The sequence below is a fragment of the Lysobacter korlensis genome, from assembly GCF_042434515.1.
Map to the genome: position 1 here is coordinate 1,834,466 of NZ_JBHLTG010000001.1, position 20,892 is coordinate 1,855,357.

At 66.5% G+C, this 20,892-nt stretch carries 17 protein-coding genes; 14 read left to right on the plus strand and 3 right to left on the minus strand.

The features are described from left to right. Nucleotides 1-57: 57 nt before the first annotated feature. From greA to recJ, 3 genes are read left to right on the plus strand one after another with little or no spacing between them, the layout of a single operon-like run. Nucleotides 58-534, plus strand: coding sequence for a transcription elongation factor GreA (gene greA / locus ACFFGH_RS08605; protein ID WP_386667009.1), 477 nt, complete (start codon nt 58-60; stop codon nt 532-534). Continuing rightward, entirely contained in the window at nt 531-1,517 is a 987-nt protein-coding gene (locus ACFFGH_RS08610; RefSeq protein WP_386667011.1) for a phosphoglycerate mutase, read from the plus strand. Before greA ends, ACFFGH_RS08610 begins: the two co-directional genes overlap by 4 nt. Continuing rightward, the gene (gene recJ, locus ACFFGH_RS08615) at nt 1,514-3,229 is read left to right on the plus strand and encodes a single-stranded-DNA-specific exonuclease RecJ (protein WP_386667014.1); all 1,716 of its coding nucleotides are present in this window, start codon (nt 1,514-1,516) and stop codon (nt 3,227-3,229) included. The genes ACFFGH_RS08610 and recJ overlap by 4 nt, the downstream gene beginning before the upstream one ends. Nucleotides 3,230-3,399: 170 nt before the next feature. On the opposite strand, the gene ACFFGH_RS08620 is transcribed toward recJ, so the two are convergent. Then, a complete protein-coding gene (locus ACFFGH_RS08620) occupies nt 3,400-4,728 on the minus strand; it encodes an MFS transporter (protein WP_386667016.1) in 1,329 nt (442 codons plus the stop codon). A 110-nt stretch (nt 4,729-4,838) separates the two neighbouring features. Between ACFFGH_RS08620 and cyoA the strand changes: the two genes are divergently transcribed. From cyoA to ACFFGH_RS08675, 11 genes are all read left to right on the plus strand, one after another. Next, a complete protein-coding gene (gene cyoA, locus ACFFGH_RS08625; RefSeq protein ID WP_386667017.1) occupies nt 4,839-5,924 on the plus strand; it encodes a ubiquinol oxidase subunit II in 1,086 nt (361 codons plus the stop codon). Nucleotides 5,925-5,963: 39 nt separating this feature from the next. Continuing rightward, entirely contained in the window at nt 5,964-7,979 is a 2,016-nt protein-coding gene (gene cyoB / locus ACFFGH_RS08630) for a cytochrome o ubiquinol oxidase subunit I (RefSeq protein WP_386667019.1), read from the plus strand. After that, a complete protein-coding gene (cyoC, locus tag ACFFGH_RS08635) occupies nt 7,972-8,601 on the plus strand; it encodes a cytochrome o ubiquinol oxidase subunit III (RefSeq protein WP_386667022.1) in 630 nt (209 codons plus the stop codon). Before cyoB ends, cyoC begins: the two co-directional genes overlap by 8 nt. Continuing rightward, a complete protein-coding gene (gene cyoD, locus ACFFGH_RS08640) occupies nt 8,598-9,017 on the plus strand; it encodes a cytochrome o ubiquinol oxidase subunit IV (protein WP_386667025.1) in 420 nt (139 codons plus the stop codon). Before cyoC ends, cyoD begins: the two co-directional genes overlap by 4 nt. Continuing rightward, nucleotides 9,014-9,793 carry an SURF1 family protein gene (locus ACFFGH_RS08645; RefSeq protein ID WP_386667028.1) on the plus strand — a complete coding sequence of 260 codons (780 nt, stop codon included), beginning with the start codon at nt 9,014-9,016 and terminating at the stop codon, nt 9,791-9,793. The genes cyoD and ACFFGH_RS08645 overlap by 4 nt, the downstream gene beginning before the upstream one ends. A gap of 24 nt (nt 9,794-9,817) precedes the next feature. Further along, the gene (locus ACFFGH_RS08650) at nt 9,818-11,131 is read left to right on the plus strand and encodes an ATP-binding protein (protein ID WP_386667031.1); all 1,314 of its coding nucleotides are present in this window, start codon (nt 9,818-9,820) and stop codon (nt 11,129-11,131) included. Next, nucleotides 11,121-11,657 carry a response regulator transcription factor gene (locus tag ACFFGH_RS08655; protein WP_386667033.1) on the plus strand — a complete coding sequence of 179 codons (537 nt, stop codon included), beginning with the start codon at nt 11,121-11,123 and terminating at the stop codon, nt 11,655-11,657. The genes ACFFGH_RS08650 and ACFFGH_RS08655 overlap by 11 nt, the downstream gene beginning before the upstream one ends. 104 nt (nt 11,658-11,761) lie before the next feature. Further along, nucleotides 11,762-12,890 (plus strand): peptide chain release factor 2 gene (gene prfB, locus ACFFGH_RS08660; RefSeq protein WP_386667036.1). Its coding sequence is split into 2 segments (ribosomal slippage): nt 11,762-11,836 and nt 11,838-12,890, totalling 1,128 coding nucleotides; the frame shifts between segments, so codons are not numbered across the junction. 160 nt (nt 12,891-13,050) lie between these two features. After that, the gene (gene lysS, locus ACFFGH_RS08665; RefSeq protein ID WP_386667038.1) at nt 13,051-14,571 is read left to right on the plus strand and encodes a lysine--tRNA ligase; all 1,521 of its coding nucleotides are present in this window, start codon (nt 13,051-13,053) and stop codon (nt 14,569-14,571) included. Between the two features lie 119 nt (nt 14,572-14,690). Continuing rightward, complete coding sequence (locus ACFFGH_RS08670) at nt 14,691-15,749, plus strand: HD domain-containing phosphohydrolase (protein WP_386667040.1); 1,059 nt, start codon at nt 14,691-14,693, stop codon at nt 15,747-15,749. 3 nt (nt 15,750-15,752) lie between these two features. Further along, entirely contained in the window at nt 15,753-17,906 is a 2,154-nt protein-coding gene (locus ACFFGH_RS08675) for an ATP-binding protein (RefSeq protein ID WP_386667043.1), read from the plus strand. A gap of 60 nt (nt 17,907-17,966) precedes the next feature. Here the strand turns inward: ACFFGH_RS08675 and ACFFGH_RS08680 are convergent, their stop codons facing one another. Further along, entirely contained in the window at nt 17,967-18,908 is a 942-nt protein-coding gene (locus tag ACFFGH_RS08680; RefSeq protein WP_386667046.1) for a crotonase/enoyl-CoA hydratase family protein, read from the minus strand. Nucleotides 18,909-19,149: 241 nt separating this feature from the next. Further along, nucleotides 19,150-20,820: a long-chain fatty acid--CoA ligase gene (locus ACFFGH_RS08685; protein ID WP_386667048.1), complete on the minus strand. Its 1,671-nt coding sequence runs from the start codon at nt 20,818-20,820 to the stop codon at nt 19,150-19,152. Between the last annotated feature and the right edge of the window lie 72 nt (nt 20,821-20,892).

Genomic DNA, 20,892 nt, shown 5'->3' on the forward strand with positions numbered 1-20,892 from the left:
CGCGGCACAATCCGCCATTGCCTTGGATGGCCGGCAAGCCCGGCACGAGAGAACGAGATGAGAGCGCCGATCACCATGAAGGGCGCGCAGCGACTGCGCGCCGAGCTCGAGGAACTCAAGTCGGTCAAGCGGCCGGCCGTGATCCATGCCATTGCCGAAGCACGCGCGCATGGCGACCTGAAAGAAAACGCGGAATACGCGGCCGCGCGCGAGCAGCAGGGCTTCATCGAAGGCCGGATCAAGCAGCTCGAGGCCGAGCTGTCCCACGCGCAGGTCATCGACGTGTCTACGCTCAACGCGGGCTCTCGCGTCGTGTTCGGTGCGACGGTCCAGTTGGCTGACGTCGACAACGACGAGGAACGCACCTACCAGATCGTGGGCGACCTCGAAGCCGACATCAAACAGGGATTGATCGCGATCTCGTCGCCCGTGGCGCGCGCATTGATCGGCAAGCACGAGGGCGACGCCGTCACCATCGAAGCGCCCGGCGGCACACGCGAGTACGAAATCATCGGGGTCCGTTACCTCGGATGAGCCCCTCCGTGCGCACGTCGCTGACGTTGCTGCTTCCGGGGCGCGACCGCTTGGCCGGACAGCGCGTACCGCCCGACCTCGGGCGCTGGCTTGCGCGGGGTGACCGCTCCGAGTTCAAGGGTTCGGCGCTCGAGCAGTTGTTCGACGTTCTTCCGCGCGGCTGGCCCGTCGCGGCGGTCACGCGGGAGCGCGACGCGGGCGACGCCGCCGGTGCGTGCTGGTTGCGGGCCGATCCAGCGCATGTCCGCGCCGAGATCAACGGAGCGCGGCTGCTCGCGCATGGCCGCGCGCTCGGGCTGACGCGCGAGCAGGCCGATGCGCTGCTGGTGCCACTGCGGCCGCTGTTCGGCGACGCCGGTTACGCGCTCGACGCGCCGCATCCGCACCGCTGGTACGTGCGCCTGCCGTCGGGTTCGAAGCTGCCGCGTTTCACCTCGCCGGACGAGGCGCTGGGCGCCGACTTCTTCGACCATCTGCCCGCGGACGCCACGCCCGCATCGGCGGAAGGCAGGCGCTGGCGCGCGCTGCTCAGCGAGTGCCAGGTCGTGCTGCACAACCATCCGATGAATGCCCAGCGCGCGGCGCAGGGACTTCCTTCGGTAAATTCGGTGTGGTTCTGGGGCACCGGCGCGAAGCCGGACCGCGTTGCGTCCGCAGTAGACGCGCTTGCCACTGACGACGAAGTCGCGCATGCGTTCGCAGCCGCGGCATCGGTCCGGTGCGAGGCATTGCCCGAGCGCTGGACGGCCGTACCGGAGCCCGCGAAGTCGGCATTCGACCTTCGCCACGTCCGCGGGATCGAAGCCTTGCACGAGCGCTGGCTGGCGCCGATCGGTCAGGCGCTGGAAGCGCGCCGTGTCGACGGAGTGCGCCTGTTGTTCGACGACGGCGTCGAGTACCGGCTGTCCGCGGCGCAGCGCTGGCGGATCTGGCGCGGCCCCGTGGTCGAGCTGGCTGCTGCCGACACGCCGCGCGACGAATGAGGCCTCTCGCGCGCTTGCGTCGCCGACCTGCGGCGGCGCCTGGCCTGTGGCCGGCACACTTGCCGCCGCTGCTGGCCCGCCTCTACGCCTCGCGCGGCGCGACGGTCATCGAACAGGCGCAGCCGAAGCTCGCGCATCTGTTGCCACCTGATCTGCTCGGCGGACTCGACGCCGCTACGAAGCTGCTGGTCGATGCGATTCGCGCTGATCGCCACATCGTCGTGGTCGGGGATTTCGATTGCGACGGCGCGACCGCGTGTGCGGTCGGCGTCCGAGGGCTGCGCATGCTCGGCGCCCGCCGGGTCTCGCACGCGGTGCCCAACCGCATGGTGCATGGCTACGGCCTATCGCCTGCGCTCGTCGATGAGTTGGCGTCGCTGCAGCCCGACCTGCTGGTGACCGTCGACCACGGCATCGCGTGCCATGCCGGCATCCGCGCGGCGAAGGCGCGGGGCTGGAAAGTCCTGGTGACCGATCACCACCTGCCCGGTGAAACGCTGCCGCCCGCCGATGCGATCGTCGATCCGAATCTTCAGGGCGACGGCTTCCCCAGCAAGGCGCTGGCGGGCGTCGGCGTCGTGTTCTATGTGCTGCTTGCGCTGCGCCGGCGTTTGCGGGAGCAGGGCGCGTTCACCGGGCCGGGGCCGGACCTTGCGGTACTGCTGGACCTGGTGGCGGTCGGCACCGTCGCCGACCTGGTGGCTCTCGACACGAACAATCGCGCGCTCGTCAGTGCAGGGCTGCGGCGGCTGCGCGCCGGGCAGGGCTGTGCGGGCCTCAGGGCGCTGATCGAAGTGTCCGGTCGCGATGAGCGTTGCCTGACGGCCACCGACATCGGCTACGCGGTCGGCCCGCGTCTCAACGCGGCCGGGCGCCTCGAGGATATGGCGCTGGGCATCGAATGCCTGCTGACCGATGACATCGGCCAGGCGCGCGAGATCGCGGCCATGCTCAACGAGATCAACGGCGAACGTCGCGCCGTGCAGCAGCAGATGACCGAAGACGCGGAGCGCGCACTTTCGCGCGTGACGCTCGATGGCGCTTCGGCGCCCGTGGCGATCTGCCTCTACGATGCCGAATGGCATCCCGGTGTCGTCGGACTGGTCGCGTCGAAGATCAAGGAGCGCCTGCATCGGCCGGTTGTCGCGTTTGCACCGTCCGAGCCCGGCAGCGACAGCCTCCGCGGTTCAGCGCGTTCGATTCCGGGCTTCCACGTTCGCGACGCATTGGCCGTCGTGGCGGCCCGCGCGCCAGGCTTGATCGACCGGTTTGGCGGACACGCGATGGCGGCTGGGCTTTCGCTGCGCGCGGACGCCTTCGATGCGTTCCACGAGGCGTTTCGTGGACACGCGCAGGCGTCGCTGACGCCCGAGCTGCTGCAAGCCGATGTCCTGAGCGACGGTGAGCTCTCGCCGGACGACTTCTGCCGCAACATCGCCGAAGCGCTGCGCGACGGCGGGCCGTGGGGGCAGGGATTCCCGGAGCCGCAGTTCGACGGTGATTTCGAGGTGCTGAACTGGCGTGTGGTCGGCACCCGGCACCTGAAGCTCGAGCTCGGTCTCCGCGGCCGGCGCCTCAACGCGATCGAGTTCGGTGGGTGGAATGGCGACCCGCCGCCGACGCGCGTGCGCATCGCGTACCGACTGGAGCCGGACGATTACCGGGGCGGCGATGCTGTGCAGCTCGTCGTCTGCCATCGCGAACCTGCCTGAGCAGTGCTGAGCGGCTGAAGCAAGCGTCGCGGCCGACGCTTGCTTAACGATGTGCTTGCAGTCGCCGCGTTACCGCCAGCCGTCCGCGGCCGACCGTGCGCACGCTTCCGTGCGTGATCGCTGGGTGCGGTAACGCCAGCGAAAGCAGAGGCCGACGCAGTGGCGTCCCGTCAGCTCTTGTAGTGCAGCATCCGGTTTACCCCGAGCGCGACCAGCGTCGCCACCGCGCCCGAGAGCAGATACACGCCCAGCCACTCCAGGCCGAAGCGCGCGCACAACGCGAGTGCCACCAGCGGTGCGAACGCAGCGCCGATGAGCCAGGCCAGGTCGGACGTGAGCGCCGCGCCGGTATAGCGGTAGCGCGAGCCGAAATTCGCGGTCACCGTTCCGGCCGCCTGGCCGTACGACAGGCCCAGCAACGCAAAGCCGAGCACGATGAACACGTCCTGCCCGGTGCGGCCGGCTTCCATGAGCGTGGGCGCGAAGCCGCTGAACATCGCGATCGCAACGGCCAGGCTCGCGAGCGTGCGCGCACGGCCCAGCCTGTCGGCAATCAAGCCTGAGGCGACAACACCCGCGGCCGCTACGAATGCACCGAGCACCTGCACCAGCAGCAGGTCGACGATCGACCGCCCGCCGTAGAGCAGCAGCCACGACAGCGGGAAGATCGTCACGATATGGAACAGCGCGTAGCTCGCGAGCGCGGCGAATGCGCCGATGACGACGTGCGGGCCCTTTGCGCGGAACAGCTCGGTCACGGGCGTCGGCGCCAGCTCGAGCCGCTCCATGCTGTTCTGGTACTCCTCAGCCACGACGAGCCGCAGGCGCGCGAACAGGGCGACGACGTTAATCGCGAATGCCACGTAGAACGGATAACGCCAGCCCCATGCGAGGAAATCCCGCTCCTCGAGACTTGCGTAGATAAAGGCGAACACACTGGCCGCAACGATGAATCCAAGCGGCGCGCCGAGCTGGCCGAGCATCGCGTACCAGCCGCGGCGCGGCTTGGGCGTGTGCAGCGCGAGCAACGAAGGCAGCCCGTCCCAGGAACCGCCGAGCGCGACGCCCTGCAGTACCCGAAAGAACGCGAGTAGCACGATCGACGCGGTCCCGAGCGTCGCGTAGCCCGGCAGAAATGCGATGCCCGCGGTGGCCGTTCCAAGCAGGAACAGTGCAAGCGTGAGCTTCGGCCCGCGCCCCCAGCGCGACTGGATGTGCATGAACGCGATGGTGCCCAGCGGCCGCGCGACGAAAGCGAGCGCGAACACCGCGAACGAGTACAACGTGCCCGTCAGGCGGTCGGCGAACGGGAAAAACAGCGCGGGGAACACCAGCGCCGAGGCGATGCCGAACACAAAGAAGTCGAAGTACTCCGACGCGCGCCCGACCACCACGCCGACCGCGATCTCGCCCGGCGCGACATCGCCATGCGCCCTGACGACGTGGTCATGCGACGTGGCTTTCGCGTCGGGATGCAGATGGGCGAGCGGGGCGGACATAGCAGCGGCACCTGATGGGTGGATGCACAGGCTCGCAGACACCGGCGCCGCGGGCGATAGGACAAAGTGTCCAATGTGACGCCTGCGCGCGCGTCCCTAGAGTGGTCGGCGTGATCCAACGACCTGCCGCCGCCATGCCACTCGCCCGTCGCCTGCTGTCACTCGTCGTGCTCGCCGCTGCGATGGCGATGCTGGGCGGCTGCAATCTTGTCGTGCTCGATCCCGCCGGCGACGTGGCCGCCCGCCAGGGCGACCTCATCGTGATCGCCACCGTGCTGATGCTGATCGTGATCGTGCCAGTGATCGCGCTGACGCTGCTGTTCGCGTGGCGTTATCGCGCCAGCAACCGCGCTGCCACCTACACGCCCGACTGGGATCATTCGACGCAGCTCGAGCTCGTGATCTGGGGCGTGCCGTTGCTGATCATCATCGCGCTCGGCGCGGTGACGTGGATCAGCACGCACCTGCTCGATCCGTATCGGCCGCTCGACCGGATCGGCCCGGACCGCCCGGTCGCGGCCGGCGTGAAGCCGCTGGAAGTGCAGGTCGTCGCACTCGACTGGAAGTGGCTGTTCGTCTACCCGGAGCAGGGGATCGCCACGGTCAACGAAGTCGCGGTCCCTGTCGACCGTCCGGTCCGGTTCCGCATCACCGCCTCGTCGGTCATGAACACGTTCTACGTGCCGGCGCTGGCCGGAATGATCTACGGCATGCCGGGGATGGAGACGGAACTCAACGCGGTTATCAACGCACCGGGCAGCTACCAGGGCCTGTCTGCGAACTACAGCGGCGCAGGCTTTTCGCACATGCGCTTCCGCCTGCATGGGCTGGACGAGCAGGGCTTCGACCGTTGGGTTTCGAAGGTGCGGGCAAGTCCGCTCGCATTGTCGCGCCGAGCGTACCTCGAACTTGAAAAGCCCAGCCAGCGCGAGCCCGTCCGTCATTACACGCGCGTCGATTCCGGCCTGTTCGAGGCCGTGGTCAACCGCTGTGTCGACAGCACCCGGCTGTGCATGGACCAGATGATGGCGATCGATGCCGGTGGCGGGCTCGGCTTGCAGGGCCTCGACCGGCTCGCCATGCCACGACGCGGCGATGCCCGACTGGGCGCCTACGTCGCTGCCGATGTCTCCATGGCCAACGACCCGCCGCAGCTCCCGCCCTCGGGCGCCGCCGCTACGCACGCCGCACCGTGATCCCGGCAACGGACTGCCCCGTCTACAGGTAACGCCCAGATGTCCTCCGAAACCGCCACCCAGCCCGCGTCGATGCTGTTCGGTCGTCTATCGGTGGATTCGCTTGCGATGCTGCACGATCCCATCGTCGGCAGCGCATTCGTTGCGACCGCGATCGCGGGCATCGCGTTACTCGCGGTGATTACCCGGTATCAGCTGTGGGGCCGGCTGTGGACCGACTGGTTCACGAGCATCGACCACAAGAAGATCGGCATCATGTACGTCGTACTGGGGCTGGTGATGCTCCTGCGCGGCTTTGCCGATGCGCTGATGATGCGCCTGCAGCAGGCGATGGCGTTCGGCGACAACCTCGGCTACCTGCCACCCCATCACTACGATCAGATCTTCACCGCGCACGGCGTGATCATGATCTTCTTCGTAGCGATGCCGCTGGTCACGGGGCTCATGAACTACCTCGTACCGCTGCAGATCGGTGCGCGCGACGTCGCGTTTCCGTTCCTCAACAACTTCAGCTTCTGGATGACGACCAGCGGCGCCGCGTTGATGATGGCCTCGCTGTTCCTCGGCGAATTTGCCGCGACCGGTTGGCTTGCGATGCCGCCGCTGTCGGGCATCGGGTTCAGCCCGGGCGTCGGCGTCGACTACTACATATGGTCGTTGCAGATCGCCGGCATAGGGACATTGCTATCAGGCGTCAACTTGCTGGTGACCATCGTCAAGATGCGCGCACCCGGCATGACCCTGATGAAGATGCCGATCTTCACCTGGACCTCGCTGTGCACGAACGTGCTGATCGTGGTGTCGTTCCCGGTGCTTACCGCGGTGCTCGCGCTGCTGACGCTCGACCGCTACGTCGGTACGAACTTCTTCACCGCCGACCTCGGCGGCAACGCGATGATGTACGTGAACCTGATCTGGATCTGGGGCCATCCGGAGGTCTACATCCTGATCCTGCCGCTGTTCGGCGTGTTCTCCGAGATCGTCTCCACGTACTCGCGCAAGCGTCTGTTCGGTTACTCGTCGATGGTGTACGCGACGGTGTGCATCACCGTGCTCGCCTACCTCGTGTGGCTGCACCACTTTTTCACGATGGGGTCGGGCGCGAGCGTCAACTCATTCTTCGGCATCACGACGATGATCATCTCGATCCCGACGGGCGCGAAGATCTTCAACTGGCTGTTCACGATGTACCGCGGCCGCATCCGCTTCGAAGTGCCGATGCTGTGGACGATCGGCTTCATGGTGACGTTCGTGGTTGGCGGCATGACCGGCGTGCTGCTCGCGGTGCCGCCGGCGGACTTCGTGCTGCACAACAGCCTGTTCCTGGTTGCGCACTTCCACAACGTGATCATCGGTGGCGTCGTTTTTGGGCTATTCGCGGCGATGACGCACTGGTTCCCGAAGGCATTCGGTTTCCGCCTCGATGACCGCTGGGGCAAAGTCTCTTTCTGGTTCTGGTTCGTCGGCTACTGGTTCGCGTTTACGCCGCTGTACGTGCTCGGCCTGATGGGCGTGACGCGTCGCATGAGCCACTTCGACGACCCGTCGTTGCAGATCTGGTTCCAGATCGCGGCGTTCGGCGCGGTCCTGATCGCGGTCGGCATCGCAGCGTTCCTGTACTGCATCTACGTGAGCGTGCGCCGCCGCGAGGAGCTGCGCGATGTCACAGGCGATCCATGGGACGGGCGCACGCTCGAATGGTCGACCTCCTCGCCGCCGCCTGCGTACAACTTCGCGTTTACCCCGGTCGTGCACGACAGCGATGCGTGGTGGGACATGAAGCGGCGCAGGTTCAAGCGGCCGGTCGCGGGCTTCCTGCCGGTCCACATGCCGCGCAATACCTCGGCCGGCGTGGTGCTGTCGGCGCTGAGCCTCGTATGCGGCTTCGCACTGGTCTGGCACGTGTGGTGGCTCGCGGCTACGTCGCTGCTCGCGATCGTCGCGTACTCGATCGCACATACCTTCAACTACGACCGCGACTACCACATTCCCGCGGCGGAGGTCGCCGCAACCGAGGCTGCGCGCACGCAGCAGCTGGAGCTCGTCCATGGCTGACTCGATCGCACTCGCGCGGGGCGATGCCCCGCCGGTGTTCCTCGATACGAAGGGTGAACACCATCCGCAGAACGGCACGCTGTTCGGGTTCTGGCTGTACCTGCTCAGCGACCTGATGATCTTCGCGTGCCTGTTCGCCACTTACGGTGTGCTCTCGCGCAGCTACGCGGCCGGGCCGTCGGGTCGGGACCTGTTCGACCTGTCGTTGGTTGCGATCAACACCGGCATCCTGCTGGTGTCGTCCATCACCTACGGGCTGGCGATGATCGCGATGCAGCGGCGCAGCCTGCGCGGGCTCGTCGGCTGGCTGGCGGCGACGGGCGTCCTCGGTCTCGCGTTCCTCGGGGTCGAGATGTACGAGTTCGCGCACCTGATCCACCTCGGTGCCGGCCCGCAGCGCAGCGCGTTCCTGTCCGCGTTCTTCGCGCTGGTGGGCACGCACGGTTTGCACGTGTTGTTCGGCGTGGTCTGGCTAGTCGTGCTGTGCGTGCAGCTGCGCCGACACGGGATCACGCCGGCCAATGCCCGGCGGGTGGCGTGCCTGTCGATGTTCTGGCACTTCCTCGACGTGGTGTGGATCGGCGTCTTCAGTTTCGTTTACCTGATGGGTGTGCTGCCATGAGCGCTTTCGGTTCACATGATTCGAGCCACGGGCACGACGGCCACGACGCCCATGCCGGCGACGGCATTCCGCACGCCTCGCTTCGGGATTACGCGACCGGCTTCGTGCTCTCGGTGCTGCTGACCGCGGTTCCGTTCGGTTTGGTGATGGGCGGGGCGGTCGTCAGTCCGGCGGTGATCGCGGGCGTCATCCTCGTGTTCGCCGCGCTGCAGATCGTCGTGCACATGGTGTATTTCCTGCACATGAATCCGCGCTCGGAAGGCGGCTGGAACCTGCTCGCGCTCGTGTTCACCGGCGTACTCGTGGTGATCGTGCTGGCAGGTTCGTTGTGGGTGATGCACCACATGAACTCGAACATGATGCCGGGCGGGCACGACGCGCACGCCGAGCACGCGGCGTCGCAATCGGTGCTGTGAACACCGCGTCCCGCCACGGGCGCGACCCGGGGCGGCGCCGTCCGGCGTTTCTGGCGCTCGCGTTCGCACTCGCGATCGCCTGCCTGGGTTTCGTCGCGCTTGGCGGGTGGCAGCTGCAGCGAATGCAGTGGAAGCGCGGGCTGATCGAGCGCGTCGAGGCGCGAGTTAATGCGGCGCCGGTGCCGATTCCTCGGCGCTCGCGATGGCCGCAGGTCAACGCCGTTTCGGACGAATACCGTCGCGTCCGCGTGTCCGGGGAGTACGTTCCCGGTGTCGAGGCGCGAACGCAGGCGCTCACCGAACTCGGCAGTGGTTCCTGGGTGCTCTCGGCGCTGCGCTCCGAGGCAGGGGAGGTCGTGTTCATCAATCGTGGCTTCGTCGCGGCGCACGCCCAGCCCGACCCGGTCCCCGCCGGCTTGGTAACAGTGACCGGCCTGTTGAGGATGAGCGAGCCGGGAGGTGGGTTCCTGCGACGGAATGACCCGTCAGCAGACCGCTGGTACTCACGGGACACTGGGGCGATCGCGCAGGCGCGTGGTCTTCCACCGGCCGCTGCCGCGCCGTTCTTCGTCGACGCGGCAGCCCCCGCTGGGCGAGCGCAGAACCGTTGGCCGAGACCCGGCCTGACCGTCGTGCGCTTCCGCGACAACCATCTGGCGTACGCTCTTACCTGGTTCGCGCTCGCCGCACTCACCGCGTGGGCCGGGCTGCGGCTGTGGCGGATCGAACGCAGCGGCAGGGCAGCCCACGCGGACCCACAGGAGATCGACGCTTGAACCTGATGCCGCGACTGCGACGCCATGGCTGAGACGATCCCGCAGGTCCGCGGGGCGCGCATTCCGGATCGCGCTGGCCTGCGCAACATGCAGCAGCTGATCCAGCTGCGCTGGATCGCCGTGTTCGGCCAGCTGGCGACCATCCTCGTCGTGCACTTCGGCATCGGCATCGAACTGCCGCTGCCGTGGATGCTGGTCGTGCTCGCTGGGCTCGCCGCGTTCAACCTCGGCAGCCAGTTGTGGTGGAAGCGCCGCCCGGGCGTATCCGAGCGCGCGCTGCTGCTCGCGCTGCTCATCGACGTCGCGTCGCTGACGCTGCAGCTCTACCTCAGCGGCGGCATCACCAACCCGTTCGTGTTCCTGTACGTGCTGCAGGTCGCGCTGGGCACGATGCTGCTGCGTCCGTCGTCGAGCTGGATCATCGCCGCCGCGACGACGGCCTGTGTGCTCGCGCTGGTGCTGCTGCCCGCGCCGGTGCAGATCCGCATGGGCGCGTCGAGCGGCTTGGCGAATCACTACCTGCAGGGTCTGCTGATCTGCTTCCTGCTGGTGGCCGCGCTGCTGGTGGTGTTCATTTCCCGCATCGCGCGCATCCTGCGCGAGCGCGACGCCCGTCTTGCCGAGCTTCGCGGCCGTGCGGCGGAGGAAGAGCACATCGTGCGCATGGGGCTGTTGGCCTCGGGCGCGGCGCACGAGCTCGGCACACCACTGTCGACGCTGTCCGTCATCCTCGGTGATTGGCGCCACCTACCGCAGGTGCGTGCCGAGCCCGAGCTCATGCACGAGGTCGCTGACATGCAGGCCCAGGTCGAACGCTGCAAGTCGATCGTGACCCGCATCCTGCTGGTGGCCGGCGAAACCCGCGGGGAGGCGCCCGAGCAGACCACACTGGCCGCGTTTCTGGATGGGCTTGCCGAGCAATGGCAGGCGCTGCATGGCGCGGCCGGGTTCCGCTATCAACGCACGCTAGACGCCGACCGGCGCATCGTGGCCGACACCGGACTGCAGCAGATGGTGTGGAACGTGCTCGACAACGCGATCGAGGTATCGCCCGACTGGGTCATGTTCGAGGCCGCCTGCCGCGACGGGGAGCTCGTGCTCGCCGTGAGCGATAACGGGCCCGGCTTCGACCGTGAGGTGCTCGACAACCTCGGAGCACCGTACAACTCGACGAAGGGCCGGCCGGGCGGCGGGCTCGGGCTGTTCCTGTCCGCCAATGTGGCGCGCTCGTTGGGCGGAAATCTGCGAGTGACGCAGCGGCCGCAGGGCGGGGCGCAGGTGCGCATGACGCTGCCGCTGGCATCAATCGCGATCGAAGAGGTGGACGATGGACGCTGAGCGGCGACTGGTAATCGTGGAGGACGACGCCGACTTCGCGCGCACGCTCGCGCGCTCGTTCGAGCGGCGGGGCTACGCCGTGCGGGTGCTGCCGAGTCACGAGGGGCTGCCCGCGTTGCTCGACGAGTTCTCGCCCACGCACGCGGTGATCGACCTCAAGCTCGCGGGTAATGCATCCGGCTTGGCCTGCGTGCGGACCGTGCACGCACACGATGCCGAGACGGTGATCGTCGTGCTGACCGGCTACGCCAGCATCGCGACTGCGGTCGAGGCGATCAAGCTCGGCGCGCGCCACTACCTGGCCAAGCCATCGAATACCGACGACATCGAGGCCGCGTTCGCGCGCGGCGCCGGCGACACCGATGTTGCGGTTGCAGGACGCAAGACCTCGATCAAGACGCTCGAGTGGGAGCACATCCACGAAGCGCTCGCCGAGTCGGATTTCAATATTTCGGAGGCGGCGCGGCGCCTCGGGCTGCACCGGCGCACGCTGGCCCGGAAGCTGGAGAAAAGGCGGGTCCGTTAAGCCGGCACACCGCCGAAAGTGGTGCGTGGCACGCGTTCATCGGTGCCCGTCGAGGACGCCGATGCTAGAATCCGCCGCTCTCCATCACGCCAACGACGCCCGACATGATCGAGCTGAATCCCGTCCGCCAGCGAATCGCCGACCTTCGGGAACGGCTGGATTCGCTGAGGGGGTATCTTTGACTTCGACCGCCGCGTCGAACGTCTTGAAGAAGTAAACCGGGAGCTCGAAAGCCCCGAGATCTGGAACAACCCCGAGAACGCGCAGGCCCTGGGCCGTGAGCGTGCGTCGCTCGAGAAGGTCGTGCTCGGCATCCGATCGCTCACCGAAGGCCTCGTCGGCGCCGAGGAGCTGCTGGAGCTTGCGGAGATGGAAGACGACGAGGACACGGCCAAGGCCGTCGTCGCCGACGTCGACGGCTATGCGAAGCAGGTCGAGGCGCTCGAGTTCCGCCGCATGTTCTCCGGCCAGATGGACAACGCAAGCGCGTTCGTCGACATCCAAGCGGGCGCGGGCGGTACCGAGGCCCAGGATTGGGCCGAGATCCTGCTGCGCATGTACCTGCGCTGGTGCGAATCGCGCGGCTGGAAAACCGAGCTGATGGAGGCCAGCGGCGGTGACGTCGCGGGCATCAAGTCCGCGACGCTGCGCGTGGAAGGCGATTTCGCATACGGGTGGCTGAAGACAGAGACCGGCGTGCACCGGCTCGTGCGCAAGTCGCCGTTCGACTCCGACAACCGTCGGCACACGAGTTTCACATCGGTCTTCGTATCGCCCGAGGTCGACGACAACATCGACATCGAGATCAACCCGGCCGACCTGAAGACCGACGTGTACCGCTCGTCCGGCGCCGGCGGCCAGCACGTCAACAAGACCGAATCCGCCGTGCGCATCACGCACGTACCGACCGGGATCGTGGTCGCCTGCCAGACCGGGCGCAGCCAGCACCAGAACCGCGACAACGCGATGAAGATGCTGGCCGCGAAGCTGTACGAGCTCGAGATCCAGAAGCGCAACGCCGAGCGCGATGCCGTCGAGGCGACGAAGTCCGATATCGGCTGGGGCAGCCAGATCCGCAATTACGTGCTCGATCAGAGCCGCATCAAGGACCTGCGCACGGGGATCGAGCGCAGCGATACGCAGAAGGTGCTCGACGGCGATCTCGACGAGTTCGTCGAGGCCAGCCTCAAGGCCGGACTGGAAGCCGGCTCGAAACGAAGCGACGCCGTCTGATCGCAGGCAGCCCTTCACCGAGGGCTGCCGTGATTACGAAAAACACCAGCACGCCTTCGACTTCAGCGCGGACGGCCCCGGTCGTCCCGACTGAATGATCTTCCTGCAAGCCCGGCCTTCCAGATCAGGCCAAGCGCCGGGCCGAACCGACCTCATCGACATGACCGACACCCAGAACGCCGCAACGCCCGCCGACGAGAACTTCCTGATCGCCGAGCGCCGAGCGAAACTCACGGCGCTGCGCGGGCAGGGCATTGCGTTTCCGAACGACTTCAAGCGCTCGGACTACGCGGGCGATCTGCAGGCGGCCTACGGCGACGCGGAGCGGTGGACGGCAGAGGCGCTGGAGGGCGAAGCACGGCGCGTCACGATCGGCGGCCGCATCCTGCTCAAGCGGGTGATGGGCAAGGCCAGCTTCGTGCAGGTACAGGATGAGTCCGGACGCATCCAGCTGTTCCTGCAGTCGAACGCACTGGGCGATGCATACGAGGCCTTCAAGGGCTGGGACGCCGGCGACATCGTCGGCGCGGAGGGCACGCTTACGCGTACGCGCACTGGCGAGCTTTCGGTCAAGGTCGATTCGCTGCGCCTGCTGACGAAGTCGCTGCGCCCGTTGCCCGACAAGTTCCACGGCCTCGCCGATGTCGAGCAGCGCTACCGGCAGCGCTACGTGGATCTGATCGTCTCGCCCGAAGCACGCGAGGTGTTCGTCAAGCGCAGCAAGATCATCCGCGCGATGCGCGCCTGGCTCGATGCGCGGCGCTTTCTCGAAGTCGAGACGCCGATGATGCATTACATCCCCGGTGGCGCCACAGCCAAGCCGTTCGTCACGCACCACAACGCGCTCGACCTCGAGCTCTACCTGCGCGTCGCGCCGGAGCTCTATCTCAAGCGGCTTGTCGTGGGCGGCATGGAGCGCGTCTACGAGATCAACCGCAACTTCCGTAACGAGGGCGTGTCGACCCGGCACAACCCCGAGTTCACGATGCTCGAGCTCTACGAGGCATACGCGACGTACAACGAGATCATGGATCTCACCGAAGGCGTGATGCGGGACGTCGCGCAGGAAGTGCTCGGCACGACGCAGGTCGAGTGGGAAGGTAACGCGATCGACCTCGGCCCCGCGTTCCGCCGCTGGCCGATGACGGAGGCGGTTCTGGAACTCAACCCCGAGATCCGCCGCGAAGAGCTTCGCGACATCGACGCGATGCGCGCGCACTGCGCGCGCCTGAAGATTCCGGCCAAGGCATCGTACGGCTGGGGCAAGCTGCTGCTCGAGATCTTCGAGAAGACGGTCGAACACACGTTGATCCAGCCGACCTTCATCACCGATCACCCGGTCGAGGTCAGCCCGCTCGCGCGTGCGAACGATCTCGACCCCGAGCTGACCGACCGCTTCGAACTGTTCGTCGGCGGCAAGGAGCTGGCGAACGGCTTCTCCGAGCTCAACGACCCCGAAGACCAGGCCGCGCGGTTCCAGGCCCAGGTCGACGCGAAGGAGGGTGGCGACGACGAAGCCATGCATTTCGACGCCGACTACATCCGCGCGCTCGAGGTCGGTTTGCCGCCCACCGGCGGGCTCGGCATCGGCATCGATCGCCTCGTCATGCTGCTTACGGGCTCGTCCTCGATCCGCGACGTGCTGCTGTTCCCGTACATGCGTCCCGAGGCCAGCGCTTAAGTTCCACCGGGCCCGGCCGTTGATGGGAATGAGTATCCGGCAGGCTGTCGCCGCCTGTCGCTGCACGAGTATCCTGACGGCAATTTCAAACCGGGGCATCGCCCCGAGCGGGAGTGGACGTGAACGTCGTCATCGTCGATGACCAGACTTCCGCGCGCACCATGTTGCGCCACATCATCGAGGACATCGGTTCCGAGTTGTCGGTGCACGATTTCGGCGAGCCCGGCTCCGCGCTCGACTGGTGCGAATCCAACCAGCCCGACCTGCTGTTGCTCGACTACCGCATGCCGGGTCTCGACGGGCTCGAGTTCGCGCGCCGTTTTCGGCGCCGGCCCCTGCATCGCGATATCCCCATCATTCTGGTCACGGTGGTCGGCGACGAGCCCGTGCGCCAGGCGGCGCTCGATGCTGGCGTGATCGATTTCCTGGTCAAGCCGGTCCGGCCGCGCGAGCTGCGTGCCCGCTGCCGCAATCTGCTTCAGCTGCGCCAGCAGTCCGAGAACGTCAAGCAGCGTGCGCTGTCGCTCGAGCAACGGCTGCTTGCGAGCATGCACGAGGTCGAGGAGCGCGAGCGCGAAACGCTGTCGCGACTCGCGCGCGCGGTCGAGTACCGCGACGTGGGCACCGGCTTGTATCTCGAGCGCATGGCGGCGTTTGCTGGCCTGATCGCCGAGCAGCTCGGCATGTTCGAGGACGAGGTCCGCCTGATCGAAATGGCGGCGCCCCTGCACGATGTCGGCAAGATCGCGATCCCCGATGCCATCCTCAGCAAGCCCGGCGCGCTGACCGATGACGAGGTCGGGATCATGCGCCAGCATCCGCGCATCGGCCACGAGCTATTGAGCGGCAGCCATAACCGTTTCATCCAGACCGGAGCCCTGATTGCACTGCGTCACCAGGAGCGTTACGACGGCAGCGGCTACCCGGACGGGCTCGCTGGCGACGCCATCCCGCTTGAAGCGCGGATCGTTGCGGTAGCCGACGTGTTCGATGCGCTGATCTCCCCGCGGCCATACCGCAGCGCCTGGGACGTGGACGCGGCGCTGGGTTACCTGCATTCGCAGCGCAGCCAGCTCTTCGACCCCCGTTGCGTGGACGCCTTGCTCGGCTGCCGCACGCGCATCGACGAAATCTGCCAGCGCTTCCGCGTCGAGCGCAGGCGTCCCCTCAGCTCCTGACCGATGGCCGGATTCATCGCCAATCTGCGGCAACGCCTCGCGGGCCGCCCCGATAGTGAGCACGGCCAGGCACTGGTCCGGCTCGTCATCGCCGCACTGATCCTCGCTTACCTTGCGGGGCTGCAGCTCGCCAGCGGCGAGCCGGGAAGCCACAGCACCATGGCGTGGGTGATGCTGGCCGAAACGCTGGTCGGCTTCGGGCTATTCGCGGCGATCGTCAAACAGCCCGGCGTCTCGCATGCACGACGCGCGATCGGCATGGTGGCCGACTACACGACGCTTGCAGTGCTGATGTCGCTCGACGCGCGATCGCTCGCGCCGCTGTACGTCATCATCCTGTGGGTCACGATCGGCAACGGCCTCAGGTTCGGCACGACCTATCTCTACACAGCCTCGGCGCTGGGTTCGCTGGCTTTCGCGGCGGTTATCGCAGGCAACCAGTACTGGTCGTCCCAGCCGTATCTGGCGGTCGGGCTGTTGATCGGGCTGGTCGCGATCCCCGCGTACCTGTCATCGCTGCTGCGCAGCCTGCACCAGGCGACCGAGGAAGCCACGCGCGCGAACGCGGCGAAGAGCCGATTCCTGGCGAACATGAGCCACGAGTTCCGCTCGCCGCTCAACGGCATCATCGGCATGGCCGAGCTGCTGAATCAGACGCGGCTTGCGCCCGAGCAGCGCGAGTATTCGGACGTCATCCATACATCCGCGCAGTCGCTGCTGCTGCTCGTCAACGACGTGCTAGACATCTCGGCGATCGAGGCGGGCAAGCTGCACCGCAAGGACGGCGACTTCAATCTGCAGGAGCTGGCGCAGCGCCTGCAGAAGATGCTCATGCCGCTGGCGGCACAGAAGAAGATCGTGCTGCGGATCGAGGTGGCTCCGGACGTCCCGGTACGGCTGCACGGCGACAGCGCCCATCTCACCCAGATCCTGCTCAATCTCGCGCACAACGCGATCAAGTTCACCGAAGAGGGCAGCGTTTCGCTTGCCGTATCGCTGGTGGAGCGCAACGACGAGACGGTGCGGTTGCGCTTTTCCGTGCGCGACACCGGTATCGGCATTCCGCAGGAAGATCACGACCGGATCTTCGAGGCGTTCGAGCAGGTCGACAACGGGCCGACCCGCAGGTTCGGCGGGACCGGGCTGGGCACGACGATTGCCAAGACGCTCTGCCAGTTGCTCGGCGGCTCGATCGGTCTGGAGGAAAACCCCGGCGGCGGCAGCCACTTCTGGGTCGAGATTCCGCTTCGCCTGCAGGCCGAGGGCCTGCGCAGCGACAGTGCGACCAAGCCCGCGGGCAACGTCATCTCCTTCGACGATCCGTTCATCCGCCACAAGTCGCGCGTGCGCAGCCTGCAGGTGCTGATCGCGGACGACCTTGCGGCGAACCGCACGGTGCTCGCGCGGATTCTCGAGCGCGCGGGACACCGCGTGCACGCGGTCGACGACGGTGAAGCCGCGCTTGATGCGCTGGAGACCGACCGGTTCGACCTCGCCGTGCTCGACATGCATATGCCGGGCCTGACCGGGCTGGACGTCATCCGGCAACTGCGCTTCATGGAAGCGGGCGGCGGACGGCTGACGCCGAGCATCATCCTCAGTGCCGACGCGACGGTGCAGGCGGCCGAGGCCGCGAACGAAGCCGGCGCCCGGGCATTTTTGACCAAGCCGGTGGTGGTTGCCCGGTTGCTCGAGACGATTGCCGAGGTCGTCAATCCGCAAGCCCTGCCGCAGGTGCGCGCGGTCAGCGACGTGGCGCGTCCCGTGACGAATCCGGCGGTGCTCGAAGAGCTTGCCGAGATGGGCCTCGGCGAGGCCTTCCTGCGCGACTTCGTCGAGCAGTGCCTCAAAGACGCGACGGCCTGTCAGGCCGAACTCGGGAAGGCCGGGCTTGCGTCCGACTGGGAGGAGTTCCGCGAGGTCGCGCATGCCTACAAGGGCATTACCGAGAACCTTGGGGCGTACTCGATGGCCGAGCGGTGCTCGCAGGCAATGCGCGCAAACGACGATGTGCTGGTGCGCGAACACGCCAAGCTCGTGAACGAGCTGGCGGGGCAGCTGACAGCTGTCGCCGAGTTGAGCCGTCAGGAGGTCGTGCGCCTGACGCGTCCGCGTGCGCCCGACCGTGGCGCGCCGGACGTGCCCGACGTGTCGTAAGAAGCGCTCGCATTCGATGGCCGTGACCCGGAAAGAGTCACGGCCATTCGCGCCGGAGCCTCAGGATCCCAGCGCCATCGCCACCGGGGGTGCATGCTCCGCACGGCGCTGCTGTGCACGAATCAGGCGTTCCATCGTGCGCAGTCCGCGCGCGTTGAGGCGCATCGCGGCGTCCACCCACTCGGTGGTCACGGTCAGCAGTTCATCCAGGTGCACCGGCTTGCACGCGTGGCGCACGGTGTTCATCGCGCGCAGGGCATTGCCCATGCGCTGATGACGTTTGACCGTGTCGCGCGCCGCCTGCAAGCCTTCGCCCTTGGGCACCAGCTGGTCGACGATGCCCATGCGATACAGCTCTTCGACCGGGTAGACGCGCGCGTCCAGCATCATCCGCTCGGCCTGTGCAGGCGTCACGCGGCGGGTGAGGAAGGTGTACGCGCCCATGCCCGGGAACAGATCGAACAGCACTTCCGGAAAGCCCATGCCGGCACCTTCCTCGGCGATGATCGTGTGGCAGCACAACGCGGCTTCAAAACCGCCGCCCAGTGCTTCGCCCTGGATGACGGCGATGCTGTGTACGCGGTCGTCGTACAGGCGATAGAAGTTGTAGGCAACTTCCACGCACAGCTTCGCGTAATCGAGCAGGCGGCCTCGATTGCCGCTGCGGATCAACTGGGCGAACAACGCAAGGTCGCCACCGAGGTTGAACACGTCCGCATCCGACGCGAGCACCAGGTGGTGGATGCCGGCCTGTGCGTCGGAATCCGCCGCAAGCCTGCGTCTAAGCGCTTCCTGCAAGCGCTTCGTTTCCTGCAACAGCCGTTCCGAGAAACACGGGTGATACCCCGTGCCCACATTCGAATGCATGTAAAGCCAGTCACTATTGCCGGCAGCGTCCGTCGTGTGGCGGACGAGGCTTGGAGCGTTCTCGAAAAGAAGGCGTGCAGGCATGGACATGGATTCGGCTCCGGTGGTCGATAGCAGCCAGAACGACTGCGGCACCGATCCTACACACGACCATGAACGGCAAATGAGAATGATCGAGAAGCTTTAGCGACGGTCATCGCAGAACGCATCGCGCGCCTGCGATGACGTGCAAATACCGCGAAAAAGACGCGGTGCGGACGTCGTTTGGACGTGCGCGGAGCCCGTCGTTCCGTGCACGAGGGGCGGTAGACAGTGGCTACAGCAAACGCGGTTGTGCAGCGAGCAGGACGCCCGACCTGAAGTCGGGCAGACGCGATCAACCGTTCTCGCGCAGCTCGCGGCGCAGGATCTTGCCGACGTTCGTCTTCGGCAGCTCCTTGCGGAACTCGACGACGCGCGGCAGCTTGTACCCGGTCAGGTGCTCGCGTGCATGCGCCCTGACCTGGTCTTCGGTGAGGGAAGGGTCCTTGCGCACGATGACGACCTTGACCGCTTCACCGGATTTTTCATCCGGCACGCCGACCGCTGCGACCTCGAGCACGCCCGGCATCATCGCAATCACGTCCTCGATCTCGTTCGGGTACACATTGAAGCCCGAGACCAGAATCATGTCCTTCTTGCGGTCGACGATGTAGAAGTAGCCCTTGATGTCCATCCGTGCCATGTCGCCGGTATGGAGCCAGCCGTCGCTGTCGATCACGTCGGCGGTGTCTTTCGGCCGCTGCCAGTAGCCCTTCATGACCTGCGGGCCACGGATGCACAGCTCGCCGATCTCGCCCTGCGGCAGGATGTTGCCGTCGTCGTCCTTGATGCAGGCGTCGGTCGACGGGATCGGAAGACCAATCGCGCCGTTGTACTCGGGCAGGTTCATCGGGTTGATGCACGCAGCCGGCGAGGTCTCGGTCAGGCCGTAGGCCTCGATCAGCGTACAGCCGGTGGTTTGCTTCCAGCGCTCTGCGACCGCGCGCTGCACGGCCATGCCGCCGCCCAGGGTCAGGTGCAGGCTCGAGAAGTCGATCTTGTCGAAGCCCGGCGTGTTCAACAGGCCGTTGAACAGCGTGTTTACGCCAGTGATCGCGGTGAACTTGACCTTGCTCAACTCTTTCACGAAGCCCGGCATATCGCGGGGATTGGTGATCATGTAGTTGTGACCGCCGAACTTCATGAAGACCAGTCCGTTCGCCGTCAACGCAAAGATGTGGTACAGCGGCAGCGCGGTCACGATCGTCTCGGCGCCGTACTTCACGTTCTTGCCGATCCATGCCGACGCCTGCTGCATGTTCGCAACGAGGTTGCGGTGCGTGAGCATTGCGCCCTTCGCCACGCCGGTGGTGCCGCCGGTGTACTGCAAAAACGCGATGTCGTCAGGCGTGATCTGTACCGCGGGCAGTGTGTGGCGGCTGCCGATCGACAACGTCTCCGAGAAGCGGACTGCGCCCGGGATCGAATACTCGGGCACCATCTTCTTCACGTGCTTGAGCGCGAAGTTGATGATCGCGCCCTTCGCGAACCCGAGCATGTCGCCCAGGCCCGTGGTGATGACCTGCCGGACCTTGGTGTCGGCGAGCACCTGCTGCACGGTGTCGCCGAAGTTGTCGAGCACGAGGATTGCGGTTGCACCGGAGTCGGCCAGCTGGTGGCGGAGCTCACGGGCGGTGTACATCGGGTTCGTGTTGACGACCGTCAGTCCCGCGCGGAGCACGCCGAAGGTGGCGATCGGGTACTGCAGGCAGTTCGGCATCATGATCGCGACGCGATCGCCTTTCTTGAGCTTGAGCTCGCCCAGGAGGTAGGCCGCGAACTGCGCGCTCAGGCGATCGACCTCGGCGTATGTCAGCGTCTTTCCGAGGTTCGTGAATGCGGGGCGGTCGCGGTACTTCTGGATCGCGTTCTCGAGCACCGAAACGACGGATGGATACTCGTCCACGTCGATCTGAGCAGGAACTCCCGCCGGATACTCGCCAAGCCACGGGCGTTCTAGACTCATCGCGATTCCCCAATCGTGTCGCAGTGTTTTTTCCGGCACGGCCGCGGATGCGCAGCCGTACGGTCCCTGCCC